This is a genomic window from Rathayibacter sp. PhB127, from assembly GCF_003751665.1.
Classification (GTDB): domain Bacteria; phylum Actinomycetota; class Actinomycetes; order Actinomycetales; family Microbacteriaceae; genus Rathayibacter; species Rathayibacter festucae.
In genome coordinates this window covers 1,065,883-1,087,110 of sequence record NZ_RKHW01000001.1, presented here as the reverse complement: position 1 = coordinate 1,087,110, position 21,228 = coordinate 1,065,883, and the positions used below count along the sequence as shown (strand labels likewise).

The window sequence follows — 21,228 nt, the reverse complement described above, 5'->3', positions numbered from 1 at the left end:
ACGGAGGAGATCGGTGATCTGGAAACATGATTGTCACGAAATCCGCGCTCCGAGGGCTCTCCGACCACGGATTCCTCCTGTTCGGCGCCGGTGGTCAGGACGCCGGGGCGTCCGGCCAGCGCGCACGACGGAGACGGTCGTCCACCAGGAGCAACACCCTGTCGCCCGCGCAGAGAGGTGCCGGCGGGAGCGGACCCAGCACGACCCGCGCCTCGGCCGGGGGGAGGTCGAGCACGACGGGAGCGCTCGCGCGGAGGCGGGCGAGGAGCGCCCTCGCCACGGACCGCTCCGCGACCGACCCGAGGATCGCCGCGCCGGCCGGAGGCAGCCCGTCCGCCACCGCCGGGACCGGGAGCGCGGGGACGCCGGCCGCGGTGAGCCTCGCCCTCAGCGCCCCCGCGCGATTCGTCAGGACCGCGAAGGGCTTCTCGCCCCTCGGCACGACCGGCACGGCCGCCGGACGCCTGCCCGGCGGCGACGGCGGCGGCGCGAAGACCTGGATCCGCTCCCCGCGCCACCAGCCGCCGCCCGGGGGCAGGTCGCCGCGGTACGGCTCGCCGTGCAGCGCGAGCAGCTGGTGCTCCTGCCGGTGTGCGGCGCGCAGCAGCAGGACGTCGTCGAAGGCGTCCCGGAGGCCGGCGAGCCCGTCGGTCGCCCGGCGGGCGGTGGCGACGATCGGCTCCCCGCCGGAGCGGAGCGCCGTCTGCAGGGCGTCGAGGAGTCGTCGGCGCTCGTCCTCGGTGCAGCGCCGCAGCAGCAGATCCAGGTCGTCGATCAGCAGCGGACCGGACGGCCCGTCCTCGGCGACGACCGCGTCCCAGGCCTCCTCGGCGTCGAGCGGGCCGACCGTGCGAGCGCTGCCGAGCTGCGCGGCGACCGTGCGGAGCGCACCGCTGCGACCGGAGCCCGCTGCTCCGAGGACGAGGAGGGAGCGGTGAGCGAGGTGGACGACGTCCTGGCGCTGCTCGGCAGGGCTGTCGACGACGCCGAGCACGATCCGGCCCGTCCGCCGGCGCTCCGGCAGGGGGATCCGGTCGGGCAGCGGGTCGAGCCAGGGCCGGTGCGCCGGGGCCGACCCGGCGCCGCTCCGCCTCGCCCTGGCGATGTCGCCCTCCTGCGCGAGAGCCGCCTGGACCAGCTGTCCGCGTCCGCCGATCGACACGACGCACCGACCCGCCGCGCGGTGCGGGATCCGCGCGGCGGCGTCCGAGCCGATCAGCGCTCGCGAGTCGGCGGCGTCGTGCACCCGGAGCGCGATCCGGAGACCGCAGTTCGCCGCGACCGCGTCGCGGACGACGCCGACCGGCCGCTGGGTGCAGAGCACGAGGTGGACACCGAGTGAGCGCCCGCGCGCGGCGATGTCGGCGAAGGTGCGGTGCAGCTCCGGTGCGCGCTCCAGCACGACCGCGCACTCGTCGACGACGACGACCAGCCGCGCGAGCACGCCGGGTGCCAGCCGGGCGATGTCCGGAACGCCGCGCTCGGCGAGGACCACCTCGCGACGGCGCAGCTCGGCGGCGATGCTGGTGAAGGCGCGGAGAGCCCCCTCGGTGTCGAGATCGGTGATCACCCCGGTCACGTGCGGGAGGGGCCGGAGCGCGCCGAACCCCGCGCCGCCCTTGAAGTCCGCGAGCAGGAACGTCACGGCGGTCGGCGGGTGCCGGATCGCCAGTCCCACGACCCAGGCGATCAGGAGCTCGCTCTTGCCGCTCCCCGTCGTCCCGCCGACGACGACGTGCGGACCGTCGCGGACCAGATCGATCTCGATCGGGCCGCTCGGCGTCCGCCCCAGCAGCACCGGGAGTCCGGCGCCGTCGTCGGGTCCGTCCCGGCCGCCGAGGTCGGAGAGCAGCACGGTTCCCGGGAGCTCCGCCGGCCCTGCGCCGCGGGCGGCGGCGAGCGACTCGGCGTAGCCGCGCGCCTGCTCCGCGGCCACGAAGTCGACGACCAGCGGCTCCGTGGTGCCGGGCCCTCTCCGGCCGACGACGCTCGCGACGCCGGCTCCGCCGAGCTGGACGATGCAGCGGCACCGCTTCGGCAGCTCGGCCGCTGTGCCGGCGAGGGCGAGGACGGCGTCCGCCTCGGTCGCCGCGTCCGCCTCCAGGACGGCGAGGGCGTGCGGCGCGCCAGCCGGCCGCGTGTGCGGAAGAGCGCGGAGGCAGCGCCAGCCGCTTCCGTCCGGCAGCTCGATGCGGAGGGCTTCCGGCGCGACGAGCTCCGCGATCTGCACCAGGAGCCCCCGCACCAGCGCGCGGGTGAGGACGGTGGGGCCGACGACGCCGATCCCCGAGGACATCGCCGCCAGCAGCACCTCCCCGTCCTCCCGGGCCCCCTCCGCTGTCCCTCTCGCCCGTCCGAGCACGACCTCGAGTCCCTCCGCCGGCCGGCGCCAGCGGGCGTCCGCCGGGACGCGCTGCTCGAGGACGTCGAGCGGGAGCGGCGACGCGCGCCGGAGGGCGGCGAGCTCCTCCGCCCGCGCCTTCGCCGTCGCGACGGTGTGCTCCGCGAGCTCCCGGGAGTAGCGCTCCGCCTCCCGTCGCGCGGTGCGGCGGCGGAGTCGGGCCGCGTCGAGGAAGGAGGCTAGCGCCACCACCGGTCCGAGAGCGGCGAGGGCCAGCGTGTACGGCGACGAGGTCAGCGCGTACAGCACGAGGGACGACAGCACCGGGGTCAGCGCCGCGATCCACGGGAACGGCGGCCTCGGCGGCGTGCTCGGTGGAGTGGGCGGCAGGAGCCGTGCCCTGGGGTGCTGGATCGTCATCCGACCAGCGAAGCGGACGCCGGCCGCGCGCGGTGGGTCAGCGGGTGATCGGTGGACGGTTCGAGGCTGTGGAGGAGCCGTCGACCCGTTCCACCGCCATCTCGACCGCGGACAGCAGGAGCCTGCTGCCGATCTTCGCGCGGTAGCGGCGGCCCGCCTCGAGCGGGAGCGGAGCCTGCGTCGGGGCGACCAGCACGGTGCCGTTCGCGGACCATCGATCGCTGACCCACAGGCCGCCCTCGTCGAAGCCGAACTCGAGGTGCGTCTTCGAGAGCGAGCGCGTCGGATCCGGGACCGCGAGGATGTGCCGGAAGGTCTCACCCGCATCCGGCAGCGGCTGGCGGCCGATGAGACCGCTGCCGGTGACGATGGCGTGCTGCCCGGAGGCGAAGATCAGCTTCACGAGCCCCTGACTCGGCGGCGCCATGGGCGCCCCGGGGGCGGGCCGCCGGTGCCGGCCCGGCGCGAGACCGGGCAGCCAGGCACGGCGCGAGGGGTCGAGGACGGTGGTGTCGCCGGTCGACGCGGGGCGGGAGGCGCCGGGAGTCGCGTGCGAGGCCACCGAGGTGCCGCACTCTCCGCAGAGGATCGCCCCGGGATCGAGGGTGGAGCCACACGTGCTGCAGATCACCGAGACCACCCCTCCTCGACCCATGCTACCCGGGGCTCCGGCGGGCCTCGCGGGTCCTCGATCAGTCGCTCTCGCCGGTGACGGCGAGCACGTCGACGACGATCACCGTCACGTTGTCGCGTCCGCCGTTGCCGAGCGCCGCCTCGACAAGTCCGTCGGCGGCGTCCTGGGCAGTCTCCGCAGTGGAGAGCACGTGCTCGAGGCCCGCGTCGGTGAGCTCCTTGGTCAGGCCGTCCGAGCAGATCAGCAGCCGCGACGGGGCGATGACGGGAACGAGACGGTAATCGGGGACGGGCGGCTCGTGGAAGCCGACCGCCCGGGTGATCACGTTGCTGTGCGGGTGCACGTCGGCCTCGTCCCGGGTGATCAGGCCGGCATCGACGAGCTCCTGGACGATCGAGTGGTCGACCGTCAGCTGGACCAGGGCACCCTGGACGCAGAGGTAGACGCGCGAGTCGCCGATGTTGAAGACGGACCAGTAGGGCTCGCCGCCCACGGCGGTCAGTGCCGCTCCGGTGACGGTGGTCCCGGTCCCGCCGTCGGCGGTCTGCGACTGGCGGGCGATGTCGTCCACGGCCTCACGGAGCGCGCGGTCGATCTCCTCCGCTCCCACCGTGCTGCCGGTCGCGGCGAGGGAGAGCCGGGACACGACGGCGTCGCTCGCCACCTCTCCGGCCGCGTGACCGCCCATCCCGTCGGCGACGGCGAAGAGCGGCGTCTTCGCGAGGTAGCTGTCCTCGTTGGCGCTGCGCACCAGGCCGACCTCGGTGCGCGCCGCCCAGCCGAGGGTGACCTCCGCGGAGGGCGTGTCCGAGGACCAGGCCGAGACGGGGACGGTCACCGACGCTCGGCTGCGGCCGATCTGCGTCATCGCGTCTCCTCGCCTCCGCCGGCTCCGCGCATGCGGGCCGATCCCTCCGATGCTAGCGGCTGTGCGAGCACCGGAGACGCCCGCTCGGCGGCGCTCCGTAGCGCTCCCGCGGAGGATCGGACCGACCGTCGCCCGCGTGGGCGAGAGCGCTTCCGCGACAGTGGATTCCGTCATCCGGGACGCCTCGCCGATGCGGATTCACTTGCCGGGCCCCGCCGAGGCTGCCAGGATCATCGCATGAGCCCCTCCCGCCCTCCTGCGCCGCGCCCGCTCCAGCTCGACGACGTGTCCAAGGCGATCATCGAGCAGCTGCAGGCCGACGGCCGGCGGTCCTACGCCGAGATCGGCAAGGCGGTCGGGCTCAGCGAGGCGGCCGTCCGCCAGCGGGTGCAGAAGCTGACCGAGTCGGGCGTGATGCAGATCGTCGCCGTGACGGACCCGATGCAGCTCGGCTTCTACCGGCAGGCGATGATCGGCGTCCGCGTCACCGGGGACACCAGGGTGGTCGCGGACAGCCTCGCGGCGATCCCCGCGGTGGACTACGTGGTGCTGACGGCCGGCACGTTCGACATCCTCGCCGAGGTCGTCTGCGAGAACGACGACGACCTGATCGCCCTGCTCAACCAGGAGATCCGGTCGCTTCCGGGGGTGCTCTCGACCGAGACCTTCGTCTATCTGAAACTCCACAAGCAGTTCTACAACTGGGGAACGCGGTAACCGATGACCACAGAGACAGCATTCTCGAGCCAGGGCCTCGCGTCCGGCGATCCGGTGAAGGGCGAGGACGCCCCGGCCGGCTTCGACGACGCAGCGCTGCAGAAGAAGGCCAAGGACCACCTCTGGATGCACTTCACCCGGCAGTCGGTGATGGACTCCGGCGCGGGCGTCCCCATCATCACCCGGGGCGAGGGCCACCACATCTGGGACAGCACGGGCCGGAAGTACTTCGACGGGCTCTCCGGGCTCTTCGTCGTCAACGCGGGCCACGGCCGGCGGCGGCTCGCGGAGGCGGCGGCCAAGCAGGCGGCCGAGCTCTCGTTCTTCCCGCTCTGGTCCTACGCGACGCCCTCGGCGATCGAGCTCGCCGATCGTCTCGCGGATCATGCACCGGGCGACCTCAATCGCGTGTTCTTCTCGACCGGTGGCGGCGAGGCGGTCGAGACCGCCTTCAAGCTGGCGAAGCACTTCTGGAAGCTCCAGGGCAAGCCGGGCAAGCACAAGGTGATCTCGCGCGCGGTCGCCTACCACGGCACCCCGCAGGGCGCGCTGGCGATCACCGGCATCCCGGCGATGAAGGCGATGTTCGAGCCGATCGTGCCGGGCGGCTTCCGCGTGCCGAACACCAACTTCTACCGCGCGCCCCAGCACGGCGACGACCTGGAGGCCTTCGGCGTCTGGGCCGCGGACCGCATCGAGGAGATGATCGAGTTCGAGGGCCCCGAGACGGTCGCCGCCGTCTTCCTCGAGCCGGTGCAGAACTCCGGTGGCTGCTTCCCCCCGCCGCCCGGCTACTTCCAGCGGGTGCGCGAGATCTGCGACCGGCACGACGTGCTCCTCGTCTCGGACGAGGTGATCTGCGCCTTCGGGCGGATCGGCCACATGTTCGCCTGCGACGAGTACGGCTACGTGCCGGACATGATCACCTGCGCTAAGGGCATGACCAGCGGCTACTCCCCCATCGGCGCCACCATCGTCAGCGACCGCATCTACGAGCCCTACCGGCACGGCGAGGTCTCCTTCCCGCACGGCTACACCTTCGGCGGGCACCCCGTCTCGGCCGCGGTCGCGCTGGAGAACCTCGACATCTTCGAGGAGGAGAAGCTCAACGAGAACGTGCGGGAGAACTCGCCGCTCTTCCGCTCCACGCTCGAGAAGCTGCTCGACCTGCCGATCGTCGGCGACGTCCGCGGCGCGGGCTACTTCTTCGGGATCGAGCTGGTCAAGGACAAGACGACGAAGGAGACCTTCGACGCCGAGGAGTCCGAGCGCCTGCTCCGCGGCTTCCTCTCGAAGGCGCTGTTCGACGCCGGGCTGTACTGCCGGGCGGACGACCGCGGCGACCCCGTCGTGCAGCTCGCGCCGCCGCTGACGATCGGACCGAAGGAGTTCGACGAGATCGAGCAGATCCTCCGCTCGGTGCTGACGGAGGCCTGGGCGCGACTCTGACGCGCTCGTGCGCGCCGCCGGATCGAGTGGCGGCGCGTACGAACCCGCCGGACACGCCTCACGCGGCACGTCGCCCCTCGACGACCCACGGGCACGGTCCGCCGCCCTCGAGAGCGGCCAGGAGGAGCCGCGCATCGTGATCGTGCGGATCGAGGCGGACCGCCTCCCGCGCAAGGAGCGCCGCTGAGCGGGTCGACCCCGACGACCAGTGCAGCGTGGCGAGCAGGACCAGCAGCGGTCCCCGCTCGGTCCCCGGCGCCGCCGCGGCGGCGTGCGCGACGAGCCCGATGACGGACGGCGCAGCGGCGCGGTCGGGAGTGGCGACGAGTCGGATCACCCGCTCCCGGCCTTCCCGCCGCTGCGCGCCGACGATGAGCGCCGCGAGGGCGCGGGTCCGCGGCTGCCAGGGACGACCCGACGCCGCGCGCAGCAGGAGGGTCTCCACGTCGGCCGTCACCGCCTCCGGGAGACGAGCGCGCGGGTGACGGTCGAGCAGCGCGTCCACCTCCGCCGCGATCGCGAGCGCCTCCCCTCGGTCGACAGCGGGCAGCAGTTCCACCGAGGGGGTGTCGCCGGCCCTCCTGAGGACCGTCGTTCCGCTGCCCGGCCGAGTCGGGCGGCGGGCGCCCGAGGGGACGAGCACCTCCACGGCGAGTCCGACCTCCTGCGCTCGACTGCTCAGCGCGCCGAGGAGCGTACCGGCTGACGGGTCGCGCCGGCCGCTCGAGAACAGCGCGATCACCAGGCGCTCCACGCGCCCGAAGCGCCCGAGGGCCCCGATCCAGACCCGTGCTGCTCGTGTCGGATCGCCGACAGCGAGGTCGAAGCGGAGGGCACCGGTGGGCGTGCCGCCCCTCAGCGGAACGAGGACGACGCTCTCGTGCGGCGGATGGCCGAGCAGGCGAGGGATCGCCGCGAGCACGGCGCTGTGATCAACGGGACGGACCGGAGGCGATGCAGTGGATGTCATCCGGCAACGGTGGCGGGCCCGGCATCGCAGCGGGGCGGGCCCCTCGGCGACCGGAAGACAGATCGCCGGAACGCCACCTGTGGAGGACGCCCGCCGACGGCGCCCGGACGCGCGGCCACCTGCTGGTCGACCGGCCGCAGCCCATCGCGCGCGAGGACATGCTGGACGACCGACCGCAGGCGAACAAGCGCGCGGACATGCTGGTCGAGTAGCCGCCGCAGGCGGCGTCTCGAGACCCACCGTCTCTCGGTGGGTGGACCTCGATACGCCCGCTCCGCGGGCTACTCGATCATCATGGGGGCCCGACGCTCCGCAGTCGGCACAGTCATGCTGGTCGAGTAGCCCCGAAGGGGCGTATCGAGACCCGCGCACCGTCAGCACGGCGGGACTGCGAGGTCAGTGGATCTCGACGCGCCCGTTGCGTCCTCCACAGGCCACCGAGCTGCGGAGCCGTCCACCGATGTCCGATTCCCGCCGGTCGGCCGAGGGTCCCGCGGATACTCTCGTGGCATGAGAACGACTCCCCTGCACGTGCGCCGCACCGTCAGCCCCCTCGGCCGGATCGAGGTCGGCAGCGACGGCGAGTCGATCGTCTCGCTCGCGATCGAGAACGGCGGAGCCCTCCCGCACGACCACCTGCCCGACGGCTCGCTCCCCGTCCTCTGCAGCGCGGCCGACCAGCTCGACGCGTACTTCGCCGGAGAGCGGCGCACCTTCGACCTGCCGCTGCTGCTGCGCGGGACGCCCTTCCAGCTGGAGATCTGGGGAGCGCTCCAGGGCATCGGCTTCGGCGAGATCACCTCCTACGGCGCCCTCGGGCAGGCGACGGGACGGCTCCGCTCCGGCCGGCCCATCGGCGGCGCCGTCGGCGCGAACCCGATCCCGATCCTCGTCGGCTGCCACCGTGTGCTGGCCGGAGACGGCCGGATCACCGGCTTCAGTGCCGGCGAGGGCGTCGCCACGAAGGCCTGGCTGCTCGATCACGAGGGGATCGCGCACCGATGACGGCCGAGAACGGGCTGATCACCGACGCGGACGGGACCGTCCGCTGCGGCTGGAGCGGCGACGACGTCGAGTACCGCCGCTACCACGACGAGGAGTGGGGCGTCCCCCTGCACGGGGACCGGCCGCTCTTCGAGAAGATCTGCCTCGAGGGCTTCCAGGCGGGGCTCTCCTGGATCACCATCCTCCGCAAGCGGCCTCGGTTCCGCGAGGTCTTCCACGGCTTCGATCTCGACGTCGTCGCAGCGATGGACGCGGACGACGTGGACCGCCTGATGGACGACGCCGGCATCATCCGCAGCCGCCCCAAGATCCTCGCGACCATCGGCAACGCGCAGGCGGCCGTCGCCCTGCGCGAGCGCGACGGCGAGGGCGCGCTCGACCGCCTGGTCTGGTCGTTCGAGGAGGACACGCCGCCCGGCCGCGTCGTCCGCCCCGCCGACGTTCCCACCTCGACGCCGGCGTCCCTCGCGCTCTCGAAGGCGCTGCGGACGGCCGGCTTCCGCTTCGTCGGTGCGACGACCATGTACGCGCTGCTGCAGTCGGCCGGCGTCGTCGACGACCACCTCACCGGCTGCTTCCGCGCCCGCTCCTGACGCTCAGGCGGACCGCACGACGAGATCCAGCTCGCCGCTGCCGGCGTTCGGCGCCAGCTCGAACCCGCGGGACGCCGCCCACTCGATCAGCTCGGCGAGGGAGTCGGTCTCGACGCCGTCCTCCGCGAGCGCGCGGACGAAGAGACCCTTGCCCTGCTTGTTGAAGTGGTTGAGGTTGCGCAGCTGCCCCGACGCGTCGCGCGACCGCACCCGGACGAAGAAGCGCCCCTCCCCCGGCTGCAGCGGCCCGAGCGCCGCGTAGGACTCGCTGCGCAGGTCGAGGAGGAGCCCCGGGAGCGCCGACAGCTCGCGCCCCGCCTCGGCAGCCCACCAGCGCTTGAGCGGCATCCCGGGGATGCGCGAGTCGTGCGACAGCCGGTAGGCGGGGATGCCGTCGAGGCCCCGGACGGGCCCCCAGAGCGCGGACTGCACCACGACGATCCGGCCGAGCACGCCGCGCGCTCCGGCCGAGAGCGACGCCGCCTCGAGCGCATCGAACAGCACGCCGTCGAAGCGGTCCACCGCGGGCATCGCCGGCGCGGTCGGCAGTGCCGCGTTGCGCTCGATCTCGCCGAGCTGCCGGGGACCGAGCTTCAGTGCGCGGGCAGCCGCGTCCCGGTCGCCGGCGAGCGCGACCAGGGCGTCGCGCAGGGCGACTCGACGCTCGGTCAGCCCCGGGAACGACAGCTCCTCGACCCGGAACTCGGCCGAGCCGCCGTCGCGCTTGGTCTCGGACGGGGGAAGCAGGACGTGCACGGGACTCCTCGGGGAAGACGGCGCGCGAGAGCGCACGGGTGGAACGCGGCGAGGGGACGCCGCGCACGACGGAGGGGCCGGGCGATCGCGATGATCACCCGGCCCCTCCGGTCGCCGCCCGAGGCGGCGGGTCGTCAGACCAGCGCGGCCTCGCGGGCCACGACGGTGACGACGTCGTTCTCGACGGACAGGAAGCCGTCGTCCGCCTGAGCGGTGATCCGGCTCCCGTCCGCGGCCGTGACGCGGACCTCGCCCGAGGCGAGAATCGCGAGCATCGGCTCGTGACCGACCAGGATGCCGATCTCGCCCTCGACGGTGCGGGCCGAGATCTGCTTGGCCTCACCCGACCAGACCTCCGCGTTCGCGGAGACGACGCTGACCTTCAGGAACGCGGCCATGATCAGCCGTTCTCCTTCTGGATCTGAGCCCACTTCTCCTCGACGTCCGTGATCGGGCCGACGTTGAAGAACGCCTGCTCCGCCACGTGGTCGAACTCGCCGCGGGCGATCGCGTCGAACGACTCGATGGTGTCCTTCAGCGGGACGGTCGAGCCCTCCACGCCGGTGAACTTCTTCGCCATGTAGGTGTTCTGCGAGAGGAACTGCTGGATCCGGCGCGCACGCGACACCGTGATCTTGTCCTCCTCGGAGAGCTCGTCGACACCGAGGATCGCGATGATCTCCTGCAGCTCCTTGTTCTTCTGCAGGATCTGCTTGACGTTCGTGGCCACGCGGTAGTGGTCGGCACCCAGGTAGCGGGGGTCGAGGATGCGCGAGGTCGAGGTCAGCGGGTCGACGGCCGGGTAGAGGCCCTTCGACGCGATCTCACGGGAGAGCTCGGTCGTCGCGTCGAGGTGCGCGAACGTCGTGGCCGGCGCCGGGTCGGTGTAGTCGTCGGCGGGGACGTAGATCGCCTGCAGCGAGGTGATCGAGTGTCCGCGCGTCGAGGTGATGCGCTCCTGGAGCACGCCCATCTCGTCGGCGAGGTTCGGCTGGTAGCCCACCGCGGAGGGCATGCGGCCCAGCAGGGTCGACACCTCCGAGCCGGCCTGCGTGAAGCGGAAGATGTTGTCGATGAAGAGCAGCACGTCCTGCTTCTGCACGTCGCGGAAGTACTCCGCCATCGTCAGCGCGGAGAGCGCGACGCGGAGGCGGGTTCCCGGCGGTTCGTCCATCTGGCCGAAGACGAGTGCGGTCTTGTCGAAGACGCCCGCCTCCTCCATCTCGGCGATGAGGTCGTTGCCCTCACGGGTGCGCTCGCCGACGCCGGCGAACACGGACACTCCGCCGTGGTCCTGCGCGACGCGCTGGATCATCTCCTGGATGAGGACGGTCTTGCCGACGCCCGCTCCGCCGAACAGGCCGATCTTGCCGCCCTGCACGTACGGGGTGAGGAGGTCGATGACCTTGATGCCGGTCTCGAAGAGCTCGGTCTTCGACTCGAGCTGGTCGAACGCCGGGGGCTTGCGGTGGATCGGCCAGCGCTCGGTGATCTCGAACGACTGTCCGTTGATCGTGCCGTCGGCGTCAGCGTTGAGCACCTCGCCGATCACGTTGAAGACCTTGCCCTTGGTCACGTCGCCGACCGGAACCGAGATCGGCAGGCCGGTGTCGTGGACCTCCTGGCCGCGGACGAGTCCGTCGGTCGGGTTGAGCGAGATGGCGCGGACGAGGTCGTCGCCCAGGTGCTGCGCGACCTCGAAGGTCAGCTTGGACGAGACGCCCTCGACCTCGACGTGCGTGTAGAGCGCGTTGTAGACCTCGGGGATCGCGTCGTGGGGGAACTCGATGTCAACGACGGGGCCGGTGACGCGGGCGATACGGCCAACGGCCCCGCCCGGAGTCCCGGTCGCCGCCTCAGGTGCGGTCAGTGTCATTGCTTCTTCCTTCTGTGGTCTCACCGCACCCGGAGGGCGGAGGCTTCGTGTCGGGGAGGTGCGCCGTCTACTTCGAGGACGACAGGGCGTCGGCGCCGCCGACGATCTCGGCGATCTGCTGCGTGATCTCGGTCTGGCGCGCGTTGTTGGCGAGCCGGGTGTACGTCTTGATGAGCGTGTCGGCGTTGTCGCTCGCCGACTTCATCGCCTTCTGGCGCGCCGCGTGCTCGGACGCCGCCGACTGCAGCATCGCGTTGAAGATGCGGCTCTCGACGTAGACCGGCAGGAGGCGGTCGAGGACCGTCTCAGGGTCGGGCTCGAACTCGTAGAGCGGGTACAGATCGGTGCTCTGATCCTCGGCGCCCTCGACGACCTCGAGCGGCAGGAGCCGGACGACGGTCGGCTGCTGGGTGACCATGCTGACGAAGCGGTTGTACACGAGGTGGATCTCGTCCACTCCGCCCTCTTCGTCGTCGAGGTTGTAGGAGTCGACGACCGCGTCGGCGATCTCCTTCGCCGTCTCGAACACCGGCTGGTCGGTGCCGCCCGTCCAGATGCGGACGCTCGGGCGCCGGCGGAACGAGAAGTACGCGTTCGCCTTGCGGCCGACCAGGTAGAAGACGACCTCCTTGCCCTCGCTGCGCAGCAGCGAGGCCAGCTCCTCCGCCTCCTTGAGCACGCTCGAGGAGAACGCGCCGGCGAGGCCGCGGTCGGAGGTGAAGATCACGATCGCCGCCGTGTCGAGCTTCTCGCGCTCGGTCGTGAGCGGGTGCTCGACGTTCGAGTAGGTCGCGACGGCCGACACGGCGCGCGTGATGGCGTTCGAGTACGGCGCCGCGGCGGCGACGCGGTTCTGCGCCTTCTGGATGCGCGAGGCCGAGATCAGCTCCATGGCGCGGGTGATCTTCTTGGTCGTCTGGGCCGAGCGGATCTTCGACCGGTAGACCCGGAGTTGCGCTCCCATGTGTCTCCTGTAGTCCTTCTCTGAATCGTCAGGGGGCCGCTGTTAGCGACGGCCCTTGACGATCTTCTCCTGGCCGACCTCGTCGGCCGAGATCGCCTTGTGCTCCTCGCGCCCGACCGAGGCGAGCGGCTTGCCCTCACCGGTCTGGAACTCGAGCTTGAAGCCGTCGACGGCACGGTGCAGCTCGGCGACGGTGTCGTCGGAGAGCACGTTGGTGTCGCGCAGCGTGGAGAGGACCTGCGTGTTGCGGCCCAGGTAGTCGAGCAGCTCGCGCTCGAAGCGCAGCACGTCGGGGACGGGCACCTCGTCGAGCTTGCCGTTCGTTCCGGCCCAGATCGAGACGACCTGCTCCTCGACGGGGTACGGCGAGTACTGCGGCTGCTTGAGCAGCTCGGTGAGGCGGGCGCCGCGGGCGAGCTGACGACGCGAGGCGGCGTCGAGGTCCGAGGCGAACATCGCGAAGGCCTCGAGCGAGCGGTACTGCGCCAGCTCGAGCTTCAGCGTTCCGGAGACCTTCTTGATCGACTTGACCTGGGCGTCACCGCCGACTCGCGACACCGAGATGCCCACGTCGACCGCCGGACGCTGGTTGGCGTTGAAGAGGTCGGACTGGAGGAAGATCTGGCCGTCGGTGATCGAGATCACGTTGGTCGGGATGTACGCCGAGACGTCGTTCGCCTTGGTCTCGATGATCGGGAGACCCGTCATCGAGCCGGCGCCGAGCTCGTCGGAAAGCTTCGCACAGCGCTCCAGCAGGCGGGAGTGCAGGTAGAAGACGTCACCGGGGTACGCCTCGCGTCCCGGCGGGCGGCGCAGGAGGAGCGACACGGCGCGGTAGGCCTCGGCCTGCTTCGACAGGTCGTCGAAGATGATCAGGACGTGCTTGCCGCCGTACATCCAGTGCTGGCCGATGGCCGAGCCGGTGTAGGGGGCGAGGTACTTGAAGCCGGCGGGGTCCGAGGCGGGGGACGCGACGATCGTCGTGTACTCCATCGCTCCGGCGTCCTCGAGCGCGCCCTTCACCGAGGCGATGGTCGAGCCCTTCTGGCCGATGGCGACGTAGATGCAGCGGACCTGCTTGTTCGTGTCGCCGGACTCCCAGTTGGCCTTCTGGTTGATGATCGTGTCGATCGCGATGGCCGTCTTGCCGGTCTGGCGGTCGCCGATGATGAGCTGGCGCTGTCCGCGGCCGACGGGGATCATCGCGTCGATGGCCTTGATGCCGGTCTGCAGCGGCTCGTGGACCGATTTGCGCGACATGACGCCGGGGGCCTGGAGCTCGAGGGCGCGGCGGCCCTCCGAGGCGATGTCGCCGAGTCCGTCGATCGGGTTGCCGAGCGGGTCGACGACGCGGCCGAGGTAGCCGTCGCCGACGGGGACGGAGAGGACCTCGCCGGTGCGGGTGACCTCCATGCCCTCCTCGATGCCGGAGAACTCGCCGAGGACGACGACGCCGATCTCGTTCTCGTCGAGGTTCTGGGCGAGGCCCAGCACGCCGTTGGAGAAGCGGATCAGCTCGTTCGCCATGACGCCGGGGAGTCCCTCGACGTGGGCGATGCCGTCGGCGGCGTCGATGACGTAGCCGACCTCGGTGGTGGACGCCTTGCCCGGCTCGTACGACGAGACGAAGTCCTTCAGCGCGTCGCGGATCTCATCCGGGCTGATGGTGATATCTGCCATGGGAATTCCTATTCGTTGGGTCCGTGCGAGCCGAAGCGGTCGTCGGGGCCTGACCTGGGTGGTGCGGAGGTCGGAGGCGGCGCGAGCCGCTCCCTGAGGATACGTGCGTCCGTCAGGACGCGAGCTGGAGCTTCAGGTCGGACAGCCGCGCCGAGACGGAGCCGTCGATGACCTCGTCGCCCACGTGCAGTCGCATGCCGCCCAGGAGGGAGGGGTCGACCAGGACGTTGACGGAGACCGGGCGGCCGTACTGGCGCGTGAGCGCCGAGCGGAGCCGGTCGAGCTGCTCGGGATGCAGCGGAGCCGCGACCGAGACCGTGGCGATGGTGAAGCCGCCCTGGTCCGCGACGACGCCCGCTGCGAAGCGGACGAGCTCGGGGATGCGGCGACCGCGCGGGTGCGCGATCAGCTGGCGGAGGATGGCGAGGGTCTCCGCGGCGGCCTTCCCCTCGAGGAGGCGCTGCACGAGCGCGACCTTCGAGTCCGCCGCGGCGAGCTTGCTGCCGAGCGCGAGCTCGAGCTGCGCGTCCGACGCCACGACGGCGCCGAAGGTCTGCAGCTCGGTCTCGAGCGAGACGCCCTCCGGGGTGGCGGACGCGATCGCACGGACCCCGACCTCCTCGATCCCGGCGATCAGATCGCTCGGGCTCGACCAGCGGTGGCCCACGACGACGGTGAGCAGGCGCTTGGCCGGCTCGCCGAAGGGCGCGAACACCCGGGCGACGAGGGCCTGCCTGCTGCCCGCGTCGGTGCTCGGGTCGGAGAGGACCGTGCGCAGCTGCGCCTGCCCGTCGATGACCCGGGCCGCCTCGAAGAGCTGCTGGGCCGTGTCGAGGGACGCCTGGCCGCCGAGGGCGGAGAGCTCCGCCTTCGCCGACGCGAGTGCCTGCCTGGACGCGCTGCCCATCAGCTGTTCGCCTTCTCCGAGGCCTCGAGGTCGGCGAGGAAGCGGTCCACGATCGCGGACGCCTTCGCGTCGTCGTTGAGGCTCTCGCCGATGACGCCGGAGGCGAGATCGATGGCGAGGGTTCCGACTTCGGAGCGCAGAGCGACGACGGCCGACTGGCGGTCCGCCTCGATCTGGGCGTGCGCGTTCTGGAGGATGCGCTCGGCCTCGACCTGCGCCTGCTCCTTCTTCGCCGCCACGATCGCGTTGCCGTCGGCGTTCGCCTTCTCGCGGATCACTCCGGCCTCGGCGCGGGCCTCGGCCAGCTGAGCGGTGTACTTCTCGAGTGCGATCTCAGCCTGTCGCTGGGCCTCGTCGGCCTTCGCGATGTTCCCCTCGATCGCGGCGGAGCGCGCGTCGAGCATCGTCTGGATGCGCGGCAGAACCAGCCTCCAGAAGAAGAACAGCAGGATGAGGAAGATCACCCCCGACCAGAAGAAGTCGTAGAACTCCGGGATCAGAATGACCGCGGGGACGTCACCTTCTTCCGCAGCGATGTTCACAGCGGTGCTGAACACGACTACGCCGCGAAGATGAAGTAGGTGGCGAGACCGATGAGCGCGAGCACCTCGGTGAACGCGATGCCGAGGAACATCGTGGTCTGGAGGCGGCCGGCCATCTCGGGCTGGCGCGCCATGGCCTCGACGGTCTTGCCCGCGACGATGCCGACACCGATGCCGGGGCCGATCGCTGCGAGGCCGTAACCGACCGTCGCGATGTTGCCGGTGAGTTCGGCGAGAACGGTGACTGAGTCCACGAGTGGGTCCTTTCAGTGGGGTGATCGTGTGAACGGGCGGGAGCCCGTGAGTAGTGGGGTCAGTGCTCCTCGGCGACGGCCAACTGGATGTAGACCGCTGCGAGGAGAGTGAAGATGTAGGCCTGCAGCACCGCGACCAGCAGCTCGAAGAGCGTGAAGGCGCCGCCGAAGGCGAAGGTCACGACACCGAAGAGCTTGAAGCCCGGGTCGATCTGCGAGCTGAAGAGGAAGAACTGCGTGGCCGAGAAGCACAGCACCAGGAGGAGGTGCCCCACGATCATGTTCATCACGAGCCGCAGCGCGAGCGAGAGCGGACGGATGATGAACGTCTGCAGCAGCTCGATCGGCGTGAGGATGAAGTAGATCAGGAACGGGGCTCCGGGCGGGAAGAGGGCGTTCTTGAAGAAGCCCATCCCCCGGTCCTTGATGCCGGCGTAGATGAAGGTGACGTACGCGACCAGGCCGAGGAAGAGGGGCATGCCCACGACCGACGTTCCCGCGATGTTCAGGAACGGGACGATGCCGGTGAGGTTCATCGCGATGATCGCGAAGAAGATCGTCACCAGGATCGGCAGGAAGCGGCGCGCGTCCTTCTCGCCGAGGATGTCCTTCGCGATCGTCACGCGGACGAAGTCGAAGGCCATCTCCACGACGCTCTGGAAGCGGCCCGGGACGATGCGCATCTTGCGCGTCCCGAGGTAGAAGAACAGCATCAGGGCGATGACCGCGATGAAGCGGACCAGCATGACGCGGTTGATCTCGAAAGGGGTTCCCTCGAAGAGGAAACCGGGCGGGAAGAACTCGGAGATCGACGGGGTGTGGAAGTCACTCTCACCGGTCGAGGACGAGACCAACAGGGTCACAGCGTTAGCAAACAGCGCTAGCTCCTGGAATTCGGGGCGTGGCACGTGGCAGACGAACGACGTGAATCGTTCGGACGCAACGCTCTCGCGACGACGAAAGGTGGGGTATTCCGCTCGGACGGCGTTCGCACTCGGCGGTCGACATCAACGATGAGACGACCTGAGGACGGGCACACGTCGCCTGCGGGGATTGGACCCTACTGTAGCAACAGAACGGCCTGAGAGCCGAATCGTGATCCTCTCAGACGCCACTCGGGGCGCGCTCATCGGGCGATGTCGCTGACGTTCGCCATGCGCGAGCGCGAGACGACGAGCACGTCGATGACGAGCGAGCCGAGCACCGCCGCGATGATCGTGACGAACATCGCGGTGCTGTTCAGCCACGGCTGGTCGCGCAGCACGAGGGCCGCGATCACGAAGAGGACGAACTTGGCGAGCCAGGTGCCGAGCACCACGGCGAAGAACCCGCCGATGTCCATCCGGTTGGCGACGAGGATGCTGGCGGCGGTGAGCGCCACCATGACCCCGCCGACGACGGCGCCGATCAGGGCGCCGACGGCGCCCTCCCCGCCTGCGGCGAGGAATCCGACGACCGCGCCGACGACGGCGAGAGCGAGGACGAAGACGCCGCCGACGGCGAGCGTGCGCCGCAGGACGGGCACCGAGGCGGGCTGGGGGCGGGGGGCGGCCGGGGAGGCTCCGGTCATGATGCTTCTTTCCGCGCCTGGTGCGGCGCTGTCGTGTCGCGACCGAGCGGCAGGCCGATCGGCGAACGGCTCGTGTCCGTCTCGGACGCGCGGTCGAGGGGGTCGAGGACGGGGGACGCCTCCGCCGACTGCGCCGCCGCCTCGAGCCGCTTGCGGCGGCTGAGCGGGAGGAGCGTGACGACGGTGCAGGCGAGCAGCCCGATCGCGAGGAAGGCGAGCGGCACCCAGAGCACGTCGACGACGAACATCAGCAGGCAGCTGAAGGCGACGACGGCCGTCCAGGCGTAGAAGATCAGCACGGCGTGCAGGTGCGAGTGCCCCATGTCGAGCAGCCGGTGGTGCAGGTGCTTGCGGTCGGCGCTGAACGGCGACTTGCCCGCGCGCAGCCGCCGGATCACCGCGAGGCCGAAGTCCATCAGCGGGACGACCAGGATCGCGAACGGCAGGATGATCGGGATGAACGCGGGCAGCAGCTCCTTCGCCGCGAGCTGCGAGGGGTCGATCTGGCCGGTGACGGCGATCGCAGAGGTCGCCATCAGCATGCCGACGAGCAGCGCTCCCCCGTCGCCCATGAACATCTTCGCCGGGCGCCAGTTGATCGGCAGGAAGCCCGCGCAGGCGCCGACGAGGACGACCGCGATCAGCGAGGCGAGGTTGAAGTAGTCGGTCGGCGACGTCTGCTGCACGAGGAGGTAGCTGTAGAGGAAGAACACGCCGTTGGCGATCAGCGCGACGCCGGCGACGAGGCCGTCGAGGCCGTCGATGAAGTTCAGCGCGTTGGTCACCAGCACGATCGCCAGCACGGTGATGATCAGCGACATCCAGGGCGAGCCGACGGTGAGGCCGCCGATCGGCAGCGAGACGATCTGCACGCCCTTCCAGGCGATCAGCCCCGCGGCGATCATCTGCCCGGCGAGCTTCGTCGTCCAGTCCAGGTCCCAGATGTCGTCGGCGACGCCGATCAGGACGATCAGGAGGCTCGCGCCGAGGATCGCGAGGATCGGCTCGGGATTGGCGAACACCAGCCTGAAGTAGGGCAGCTGCGAGGCGATGCCGAAGCCGACGAGGATCCCGAGGAACATGGCGATGCCGCCCAGGCGCGGGGTCGGCCGGGTGTGCATGTCGCGCACCCGGATCGCCGGGTAGAGCCGGTACCGCAGGCTGAGCTTCCAGATGACCCACGACAGCCCGCAGGTCACGACCGCGACCGCGAGCGAGACCAGGACGAAGGTGATCATCGGCTACTCACCCGGGGTGGAGTCGGGGCGCGCGGTGCCGCTCGCCGCCGGCTCGTCCTGCACCTGGGCGCGCGACGCCCAGTCCGGCCGCGCGGTGGGAGCGGGCTGCTCCTCGGCGGCGACGGGCTCGTCGTCCTCGACGGTCGGGTCGCTGAGCTCGGTGGACGCGTCGTAGGACGCGACCGGCGCGGGGGCCTCGGGCTCCTCGGCCGTGGCGACGCCGTCGAGGAGGAGGTCGCCGACGACCTCCCGGATGCTCTCGGCCGAGACGACGCCCTGGCGGAGGATGCGCAGGGTGCCGCCCTCGAAGCTGAGCGCGGTCGCGTCGACGATGGTGGAGGACTCGCTCGCGCCGACCGGCCGGTCGCCGTAGCGGCGGCCGGCGGTGCCCGCGTCGAGGTAGACGTCGACGGAGTCGCCGAGCTGGTCGAGCGCCTCCTGGGCGGTGGTGGCGGACGGGCGGCCGGTGCGGTTGGCCGAGGAGACCGCGAGCGGCCCCGTCTCGGCGAGGAGCTCGAGGGTGACCGGGTTGTCGGGCATCCGGAGGGCGACGGTGCCCCGGGTCTCGCCCAGATCCCAGACGAGGGAGGGCTGCGCGTGCAGCACGATCGTGAGCCCACCCGGCCAGAAGGCCTTCGCCAGCTCGCGGACGGCCTCGGGCACGTTCTCCGCGAGGGCGTCGAGCGCGGCCACGTCGCCGATCAGCACGGGCGGCGGCGACTGGCGGGTGCGCCCCTTCGCGTCGAGCAGGCGCTGCACCGCCGCGGCGTCGAAGGCGTTGGCCGCGATCCCGTAGACCGTGTCGGTCGGCAGGACGACGAGCTCGCCCCGGCCGATCGCGGTGCGCGCGAGACGGGTGCCGGTCAGGAGGTCCGTGTCGACGGAGCAGTCGTAGATGCGTGACATAACGCCGCAATGATACGGGACCACCGGCGGTGGCCACCCGGAGGGGGCCCGCTGCACGCGACCAGGCGATCCGCGCCGCGGGACGCGCCAGACGAGGCGAAGTGGAACGGGGGCGTCCTACCGTGTCCCGGCGGCTCGCCTGCCGTCGTGATCCCCGATCGGGAGGCTCCCTCGATGGACCGGAAGTCCCGCCGCGCGCCGGAATCCGGGGCTCTCCGCCCCGGAGCTCGATGATCCTCCGCGTCACCGCACTGCTGCGCTCGCCGACAGCGCGGAGCTCCTCGAACGCCGCCCTCGAACGGCTCGTCTCCCGCGGCACGAGCGCGGTCGTCGGCCTCGTCGTCGCCGTCCACGTGTCTCCCGCGGAAGCAGGCGTCTACGCGATGGCCTTCCTCGCGCTCTCCCTCCTGCAGGAGATCGGGGAGAACACGGTGCGCCCGCTCGGCGTCGCGATGTGGCGGAGGGAGGGGGGCGCGCGCCAGCTCCGGCGCGCCGCCGCCGTGGTCTCCGTCGGCGGGGCGACGGCGATGGCGGTCGCGATCGGTCTGCTCTGGGCCCTGTCGGTGGCGTCCGCCGCGCAGGCCGTCGCCCTCCTGCCGTTCGTCGCCGTCGCGGCGCTCCACGGGGCGATCCTGCCCGCACTGACCCGGGCGCAGTACGAGGGACGCTGGGCCTCGATCGCGCGGGGCCAGGCCATCGGCAGCATCGCCTCGATCGTCGTCTGCGTCCCACTCGCTCCCGTGCTCGGCATCGCGGCCGGATCGCTCCAGACCGGGGTGACCGAGGGGATGCTCCTCCTCCTGCTCGCGAGACGGGGGACGCTGCCCACTCCCGACCTGCCACGTCGGCCGATGCTCAGGGACTACGTGATCCCCACCCTGCAGAGCAACGTCTTCGGCTGGTTGCAGGGCCAGTCCGAGCGGATCGTCCTCTCCGCTCTCGGCGGAGCCACGACACTCGGGCTCTACTCGATCGCGAGTCAGATCGCGCGCGCCGTCTCGGACGCCGTCGTCCTCGGACTCACCAACGTCCTCCGCGCCCGGGTGGCCACCTCCCGGACGGACGAGGAGCGGCGCGCAGTGCTCCGCTCCGTGATGATGCAGGCAGCGGTCGGCGCCCTGGTCGTCCAGGCGACGATGGTCGCCCTGGATCTCCTCGTCCTCGGCCGCGTCCTCGACTCCTCCTGGCATCCCGCCCTGCTGATCGTGCCGATCCTCTCCATCTCCTCCGCGCCGATCGCCTGCATGTGGTGCGCCTCCTCGTTCCTGATCGTGCAGGGCCGCGCGAGCGTGCTCGTGCCGTGGCACTGGATCGGCGTCGCTCTCAGCGTCGGAGCCGGATTCGCCGTCGCCGCCGATCTGCTCGCGGGCGCGTGCGCCGCCGTCCTCCGCGACGCCGTCGCCCTCGCCGGTCGCCTGCCGCACGTCGCGCAGGACATCGGCCGCGCCGGCCTCCTGCGCGTCTACGGCTGCCTCTCGGCCGGCCTGCTCATCGGCGCCGCAGGCTTCTGCGCGGCGCTCCTCACCTACAGCTGACCA

At 71.4% G+C, this 21,228-nt stretch carries 22 protein-coding genes; 6 read left to right on the top strand and 16 right to left on the bottom strand.

Annotated elements, in window-relative coordinates; translation table 11 throughout:
* Positions 1-94 precede the first annotated feature (94 nt).
* From EDF22_RS05255 to EDF22_RS05245, 3 genes are all read right to left on the bottom strand, one after another.
* Entirely contained in the window at positions 95-2,761 is a 2,667-nt protein-coding gene (locus EDF22_RS05255; RefSeq protein ID WP_148059118.1) for an FtsK/SpoIIIE domain-containing protein, read from the bottom strand.
* Between the two features lie 37 nt (positions 2,762-2,798).
* Positions 2,799-3,323: a hypothetical protein gene (locus EDF22_RS05250; protein ID WP_148059117.1), complete on the bottom strand. Its 525-nt coding sequence runs from the start codon at positions 3,321-3,323 to the stop codon at positions 2,799-2,801.
* Positions 3,324-3,453: 130 nt separating this feature from the next.
* Positions 3,454-4,263 carry a PP2C family serine/threonine-protein phosphatase gene (locus tag EDF22_RS05245; protein WP_123445515.1) on the bottom strand — a complete coding sequence of 270 codons (810 nt, stop codon included), beginning with the start codon at positions 4,261-4,263 and terminating at the stop codon, positions 3,454-3,456.
* A gap of 237 nt (positions 4,264-4,500) precedes the next feature.
* Here EDF22_RS05245 and EDF22_RS05240 point away from each other — a divergent pair, with 237 nt between their 5' ends.
* Positions 4,501-4,980, top strand: coding sequence for an Lrp/AsnC family transcriptional regulator (locus tag EDF22_RS05240; protein WP_123445514.1), 480 nt, complete (start codon positions 4,501-4,503; stop codon positions 4,978-4,980).
* Positions 4,981-5,106: 126 nt separating this feature from the next.
* On the top strand, positions 5,107-6,429 hold the full coding sequence (locus EDF22_RS05235) for an aspartate aminotransferase family protein (RefSeq protein WP_397460151.1): 1,323 nt from the start codon (positions 5,107-5,109) through the stop codon (positions 6,427-6,429).
* A gap of 58 nt (positions 6,430-6,487) precedes the next feature.
* Here the strand turns inward: EDF22_RS05235 and EDF22_RS05230 are convergent, their stop codons facing one another.
* The gene (locus tag EDF22_RS05230) at positions 6,488-7,399 is read right to left on the bottom strand and encodes a DUF4192 family protein (RefSeq protein ID WP_123702918.1); all 912 of its coding nucleotides are present in this window, start codon (positions 7,397-7,399) and stop codon (positions 6,488-6,490) included.
* Here EDF22_RS05230 and EDF22_RS20410 point away from each other — a divergent pair.
* From EDF22_RS20410 to EDF22_RS05220, 3 genes are all read left to right on the top strand, one after another.
* Entirely contained in the window at positions 7,393-7,611 is a 219-nt protein-coding gene (locus EDF22_RS20410) for a hypothetical protein (protein WP_148059116.1), read from the top strand. The two genes, EDF22_RS05230 and EDF22_RS20410, sit on opposite strands and share 7 nt — an antisense overlap.
* A gap of 298 nt (positions 7,612-7,909) precedes the next feature.
* Positions 7,910-8,404: a methylated-DNA--[protein]-cysteine S-methyltransferase gene (locus EDF22_RS05225; RefSeq protein ID WP_123702916.1), complete on the top strand. Its 495-nt coding sequence runs from the start codon at positions 7,910-7,912 to the stop codon at positions 8,402-8,404.
* Positions 8,401-8,997 carry a DNA-3-methyladenine glycosylase I gene (locus EDF22_RS05220; RefSeq protein ID WP_123702914.1) on the top strand — a complete coding sequence of 199 codons (597 nt, stop codon included), beginning with the start codon at positions 8,401-8,403 and terminating at the stop codon, positions 8,995-8,997. Before EDF22_RS05225 ends, EDF22_RS05220 begins: the two co-directional genes overlap by 4 nt.
* A 3-nt stretch (positions 8,998-9,000) precedes the next feature.
* Here the strand turns inward: EDF22_RS05220 and EDF22_RS05215 are convergent, their stop codons facing one another.
* The 12 genes from EDF22_RS05215 to EDF22_RS05160 all read right to left on the bottom strand — a co-directional run bounded on the left by EDF22_RS05215 (position 9,001) and on the right by EDF22_RS05160 (position 19,690).
* Positions 9,001-9,753 (bottom strand): YaaA family protein, encoded by a 753-nt coding sequence (locus EDF22_RS05215; protein WP_123702912.1) that lies wholly within the window; start codon positions 9,751-9,753, stop codon positions 9,001-9,003.
* Positions 9,754-9,887: 134 nt separating this feature from the next.
* Positions 9,888-10,151, bottom strand: a complete 264-nt coding sequence (locus EDF22_RS05210; RefSeq protein WP_123702910.1) for a F0F1 ATP synthase subunit epsilon — start codon at positions 10,149-10,151, stop codon at positions 9,888-9,890.
* A 2-nt stretch (positions 10,152-10,153) separates the two neighbouring features.
* On the bottom strand, positions 10,154-11,629 hold the full coding sequence (gene atpD, locus EDF22_RS05205; protein WP_123445507.1) for a F0F1 ATP synthase subunit beta: 1,476 nt from the start codon (positions 11,627-11,629) through the stop codon (positions 10,154-10,156).
* Positions 11,630-11,696: 67 nt separating this feature from the next.
* Positions 11,697-12,593, bottom strand: coding sequence for a F0F1 ATP synthase subunit gamma (locus tag EDF22_RS05200; RefSeq protein WP_123702907.1), 897 nt, complete (start codon positions 12,591-12,593; stop codon positions 11,697-11,699).
* A gap of 42 nt (positions 12,594-12,635) precedes the next feature.
* A complete protein-coding gene (gene atpA, locus EDF22_RS05195) occupies positions 12,636-14,273 on the bottom strand; it encodes a F0F1 ATP synthase subunit alpha (RefSeq protein ID WP_123702905.1) in 1,638 nt (545 codons plus the stop codon).
* Between the two features lie 112 nt (positions 14,274-14,385).
* Positions 14,386-15,180 (bottom strand): F0F1 ATP synthase subunit delta, encoded by a 795-nt coding sequence (locus tag EDF22_RS05190; RefSeq protein WP_123702903.1) that lies wholly within the window; start codon positions 15,178-15,180, stop codon positions 14,386-14,388.
* On the bottom strand, positions 15,180-15,737 hold the full coding sequence (locus tag EDF22_RS05185; protein WP_243582674.1) for a F0F1 ATP synthase subunit B: 558 nt from the start codon (positions 15,735-15,737) through the stop codon (positions 15,180-15,182). The genes EDF22_RS05190 and EDF22_RS05185 overlap by 1 nt, the downstream gene beginning before the upstream one ends.
* 2 nt (positions 15,738-15,739) lie before the next feature.
* Complete coding sequence (locus EDF22_RS05180; RefSeq protein WP_055794702.1) at positions 15,740-15,976, bottom strand: ATP synthase F0 subunit C; 237 nt, start codon at positions 15,974-15,976, stop codon at positions 15,740-15,742.
* A 59-nt stretch (positions 15,977-16,035) separates the two neighbouring features.
* Positions 16,036-16,839 (bottom strand): F0F1 ATP synthase subunit A, encoded by an 804-nt coding sequence (gene atpB / locus EDF22_RS05175; RefSeq protein ID WP_123445503.1) that lies wholly within the window; start codon positions 16,837-16,839, stop codon positions 16,036-16,038.
* Positions 16,840-17,102: 263 nt separating this feature from the next.
* Positions 17,103-17,546 carry a hypothetical protein gene (locus tag EDF22_RS05170; RefSeq protein WP_123702901.1) on the bottom strand — a complete coding sequence of 148 codons (444 nt, stop codon included), beginning with the start codon at positions 17,544-17,546 and terminating at the stop codon, positions 17,103-17,105.
* Positions 17,543-18,784, bottom strand: coding sequence for an MraY family glycosyltransferase (locus EDF22_RS05165; protein ID WP_123702899.1), 1,242 nt, complete (start codon positions 18,782-18,784; stop codon positions 17,543-17,545). Before EDF22_RS05165 ends, EDF22_RS05170 begins: the two co-directional genes overlap by 4 nt.
* Positions 18,785-18,787: 3 nt before the next feature.
* Complete coding sequence (locus EDF22_RS05160) at positions 18,788-19,690, bottom strand: L-threonylcarbamoyladenylate synthase (RefSeq protein WP_123702897.1); 903 nt, start codon at positions 19,688-19,690, stop codon at positions 18,788-18,790.
* Between the two features lie 230 nt (positions 19,691-19,920).
* Here EDF22_RS05160 and EDF22_RS05155 point away from each other — a divergent pair, with 230 nt between their 5' ends.
* Positions 19,921-21,225 (top strand): oligosaccharide flippase family protein, encoded by a 1,305-nt coding sequence (locus EDF22_RS05155; protein ID WP_123702895.1) that lies wholly within the window; start codon positions 19,921-19,923, stop codon positions 21,223-21,225.
* The last annotated feature ends 3 nt before the right edge of the window (positions 21,226-21,228 follow it).

Excerpts from the sequence above, each read along its gene's own strand:
- EDF22_RS05255 (WP_148059118.1), bottom strand. The coding sequence starts at position 2,761 with ATGACGATCCAGCACCCCAGGGCACGGCTCCTGCCGCCCACTCCACCG.
- atpD (WP_123445507.1), bottom strand. The coding sequence starts at position 11,629 with ATGACACTGACCGCACCTGAGGCGGCGACCGGGACTCCGGGCGGGGCC.
- EDF22_RS05235 (WP_397460151.1), top strand. The coding sequence starts at position 5,107 with ATGCACTTCACCCGGCAGTCGGTGATGGACTCCGGCGCGGGCGTCCCC.
- EDF22_RS05160 (WP_123702897.1), bottom strand. The coding sequence starts at position 19,690 with ATGTCACGCATCTACGACTGCTCCGTCGACACGGACCTCCTGACCGGC.
- atpA (WP_123702905.1), bottom strand. The coding sequence starts at position 14,273 with ATGGCAGATATCACCATCAGCCCGGATGAGATCCGCGACGCGCTGAAG.
- EDF22_RS05230 (WP_123702918.1), bottom strand. The coding sequence starts at position 7,399 with ATGACATCCACTGCATCGCCTCCGGTCCGTCCCGTTGATCACAGCGCC.
- EDF22_RS05240 (WP_123445514.1), top strand. The coding sequence starts at position 4,501 with ATGAGCCCCTCCCGCCCTCCTGCGCCGCGCCCGCTCCAGCTCGACGAC.
- EDF22_RS05210 (WP_123702910.1), bottom strand. The coding sequence starts at position 10,151 with ATGGCCGCGTTCCTGAAGGTCAGCGTCGTCTCCGCGAACGCGGAGGTC.
- EDF22_RS05170 (WP_123702901.1), bottom strand. The coding sequence starts at position 17,546 with ATGACCGGAGCCTCCCCGGCCGCCCCCCGCCCCCAGCCCGCCTCGGTG.
- EDF22_RS05155 (WP_123702895.1), top strand. The coding sequence starts at position 19,921 with ATGATCCTCCGCGTCACCGCACTGCTGCGCTCGCCGACAGCGCGGAGC.
- EDF22_RS05165 (WP_123702899.1), bottom strand. The coding sequence starts at position 18,784 with ATGATCACCTTCGTCCTGGTCTCGCTCGCGGTCGCGGTCGTGACCTGC.
- EDF22_RS05200 (WP_123702907.1), bottom strand. The coding sequence starts at position 12,593 with ATGGGAGCGCAACTCCGGGTCTACCGGTCGAAGATCCGCTCGGCCCAG.
- EDF22_RS20410 (WP_148059116.1), top strand. The coding sequence starts at position 7,393 with ATGTCATCCGGCAACGGTGGCGGGCCCGGCATCGCAGCGGGGCGGGCC.
- EDF22_RS05190 (WP_123702903.1), bottom strand. The coding sequence starts at position 15,180 with ATGGGCAGCGCGTCCAGGCAGGCACTCGCGTCGGCGAAGGCGGAGCTC.
- EDF22_RS05225 (WP_123702916.1), top strand. The coding sequence starts at position 7,910 with ATGAGAACGACTCCCCTGCACGTGCGCCGCACCGTCAGCCCCCTCGGC.
- EDF22_RS05220 (WP_123702914.1), top strand. The coding sequence starts at position 8,401 with ATGACGGCCGAGAACGGGCTGATCACCGACGCGGACGGGACCGTCCGC.
- EDF22_RS05245 (WP_123445515.1), bottom strand. The coding sequence starts at position 4,263 with ATGACGCAGATCGGCCGCAGCCGAGCGTCGGTGACCGTCCCCGTCTCG.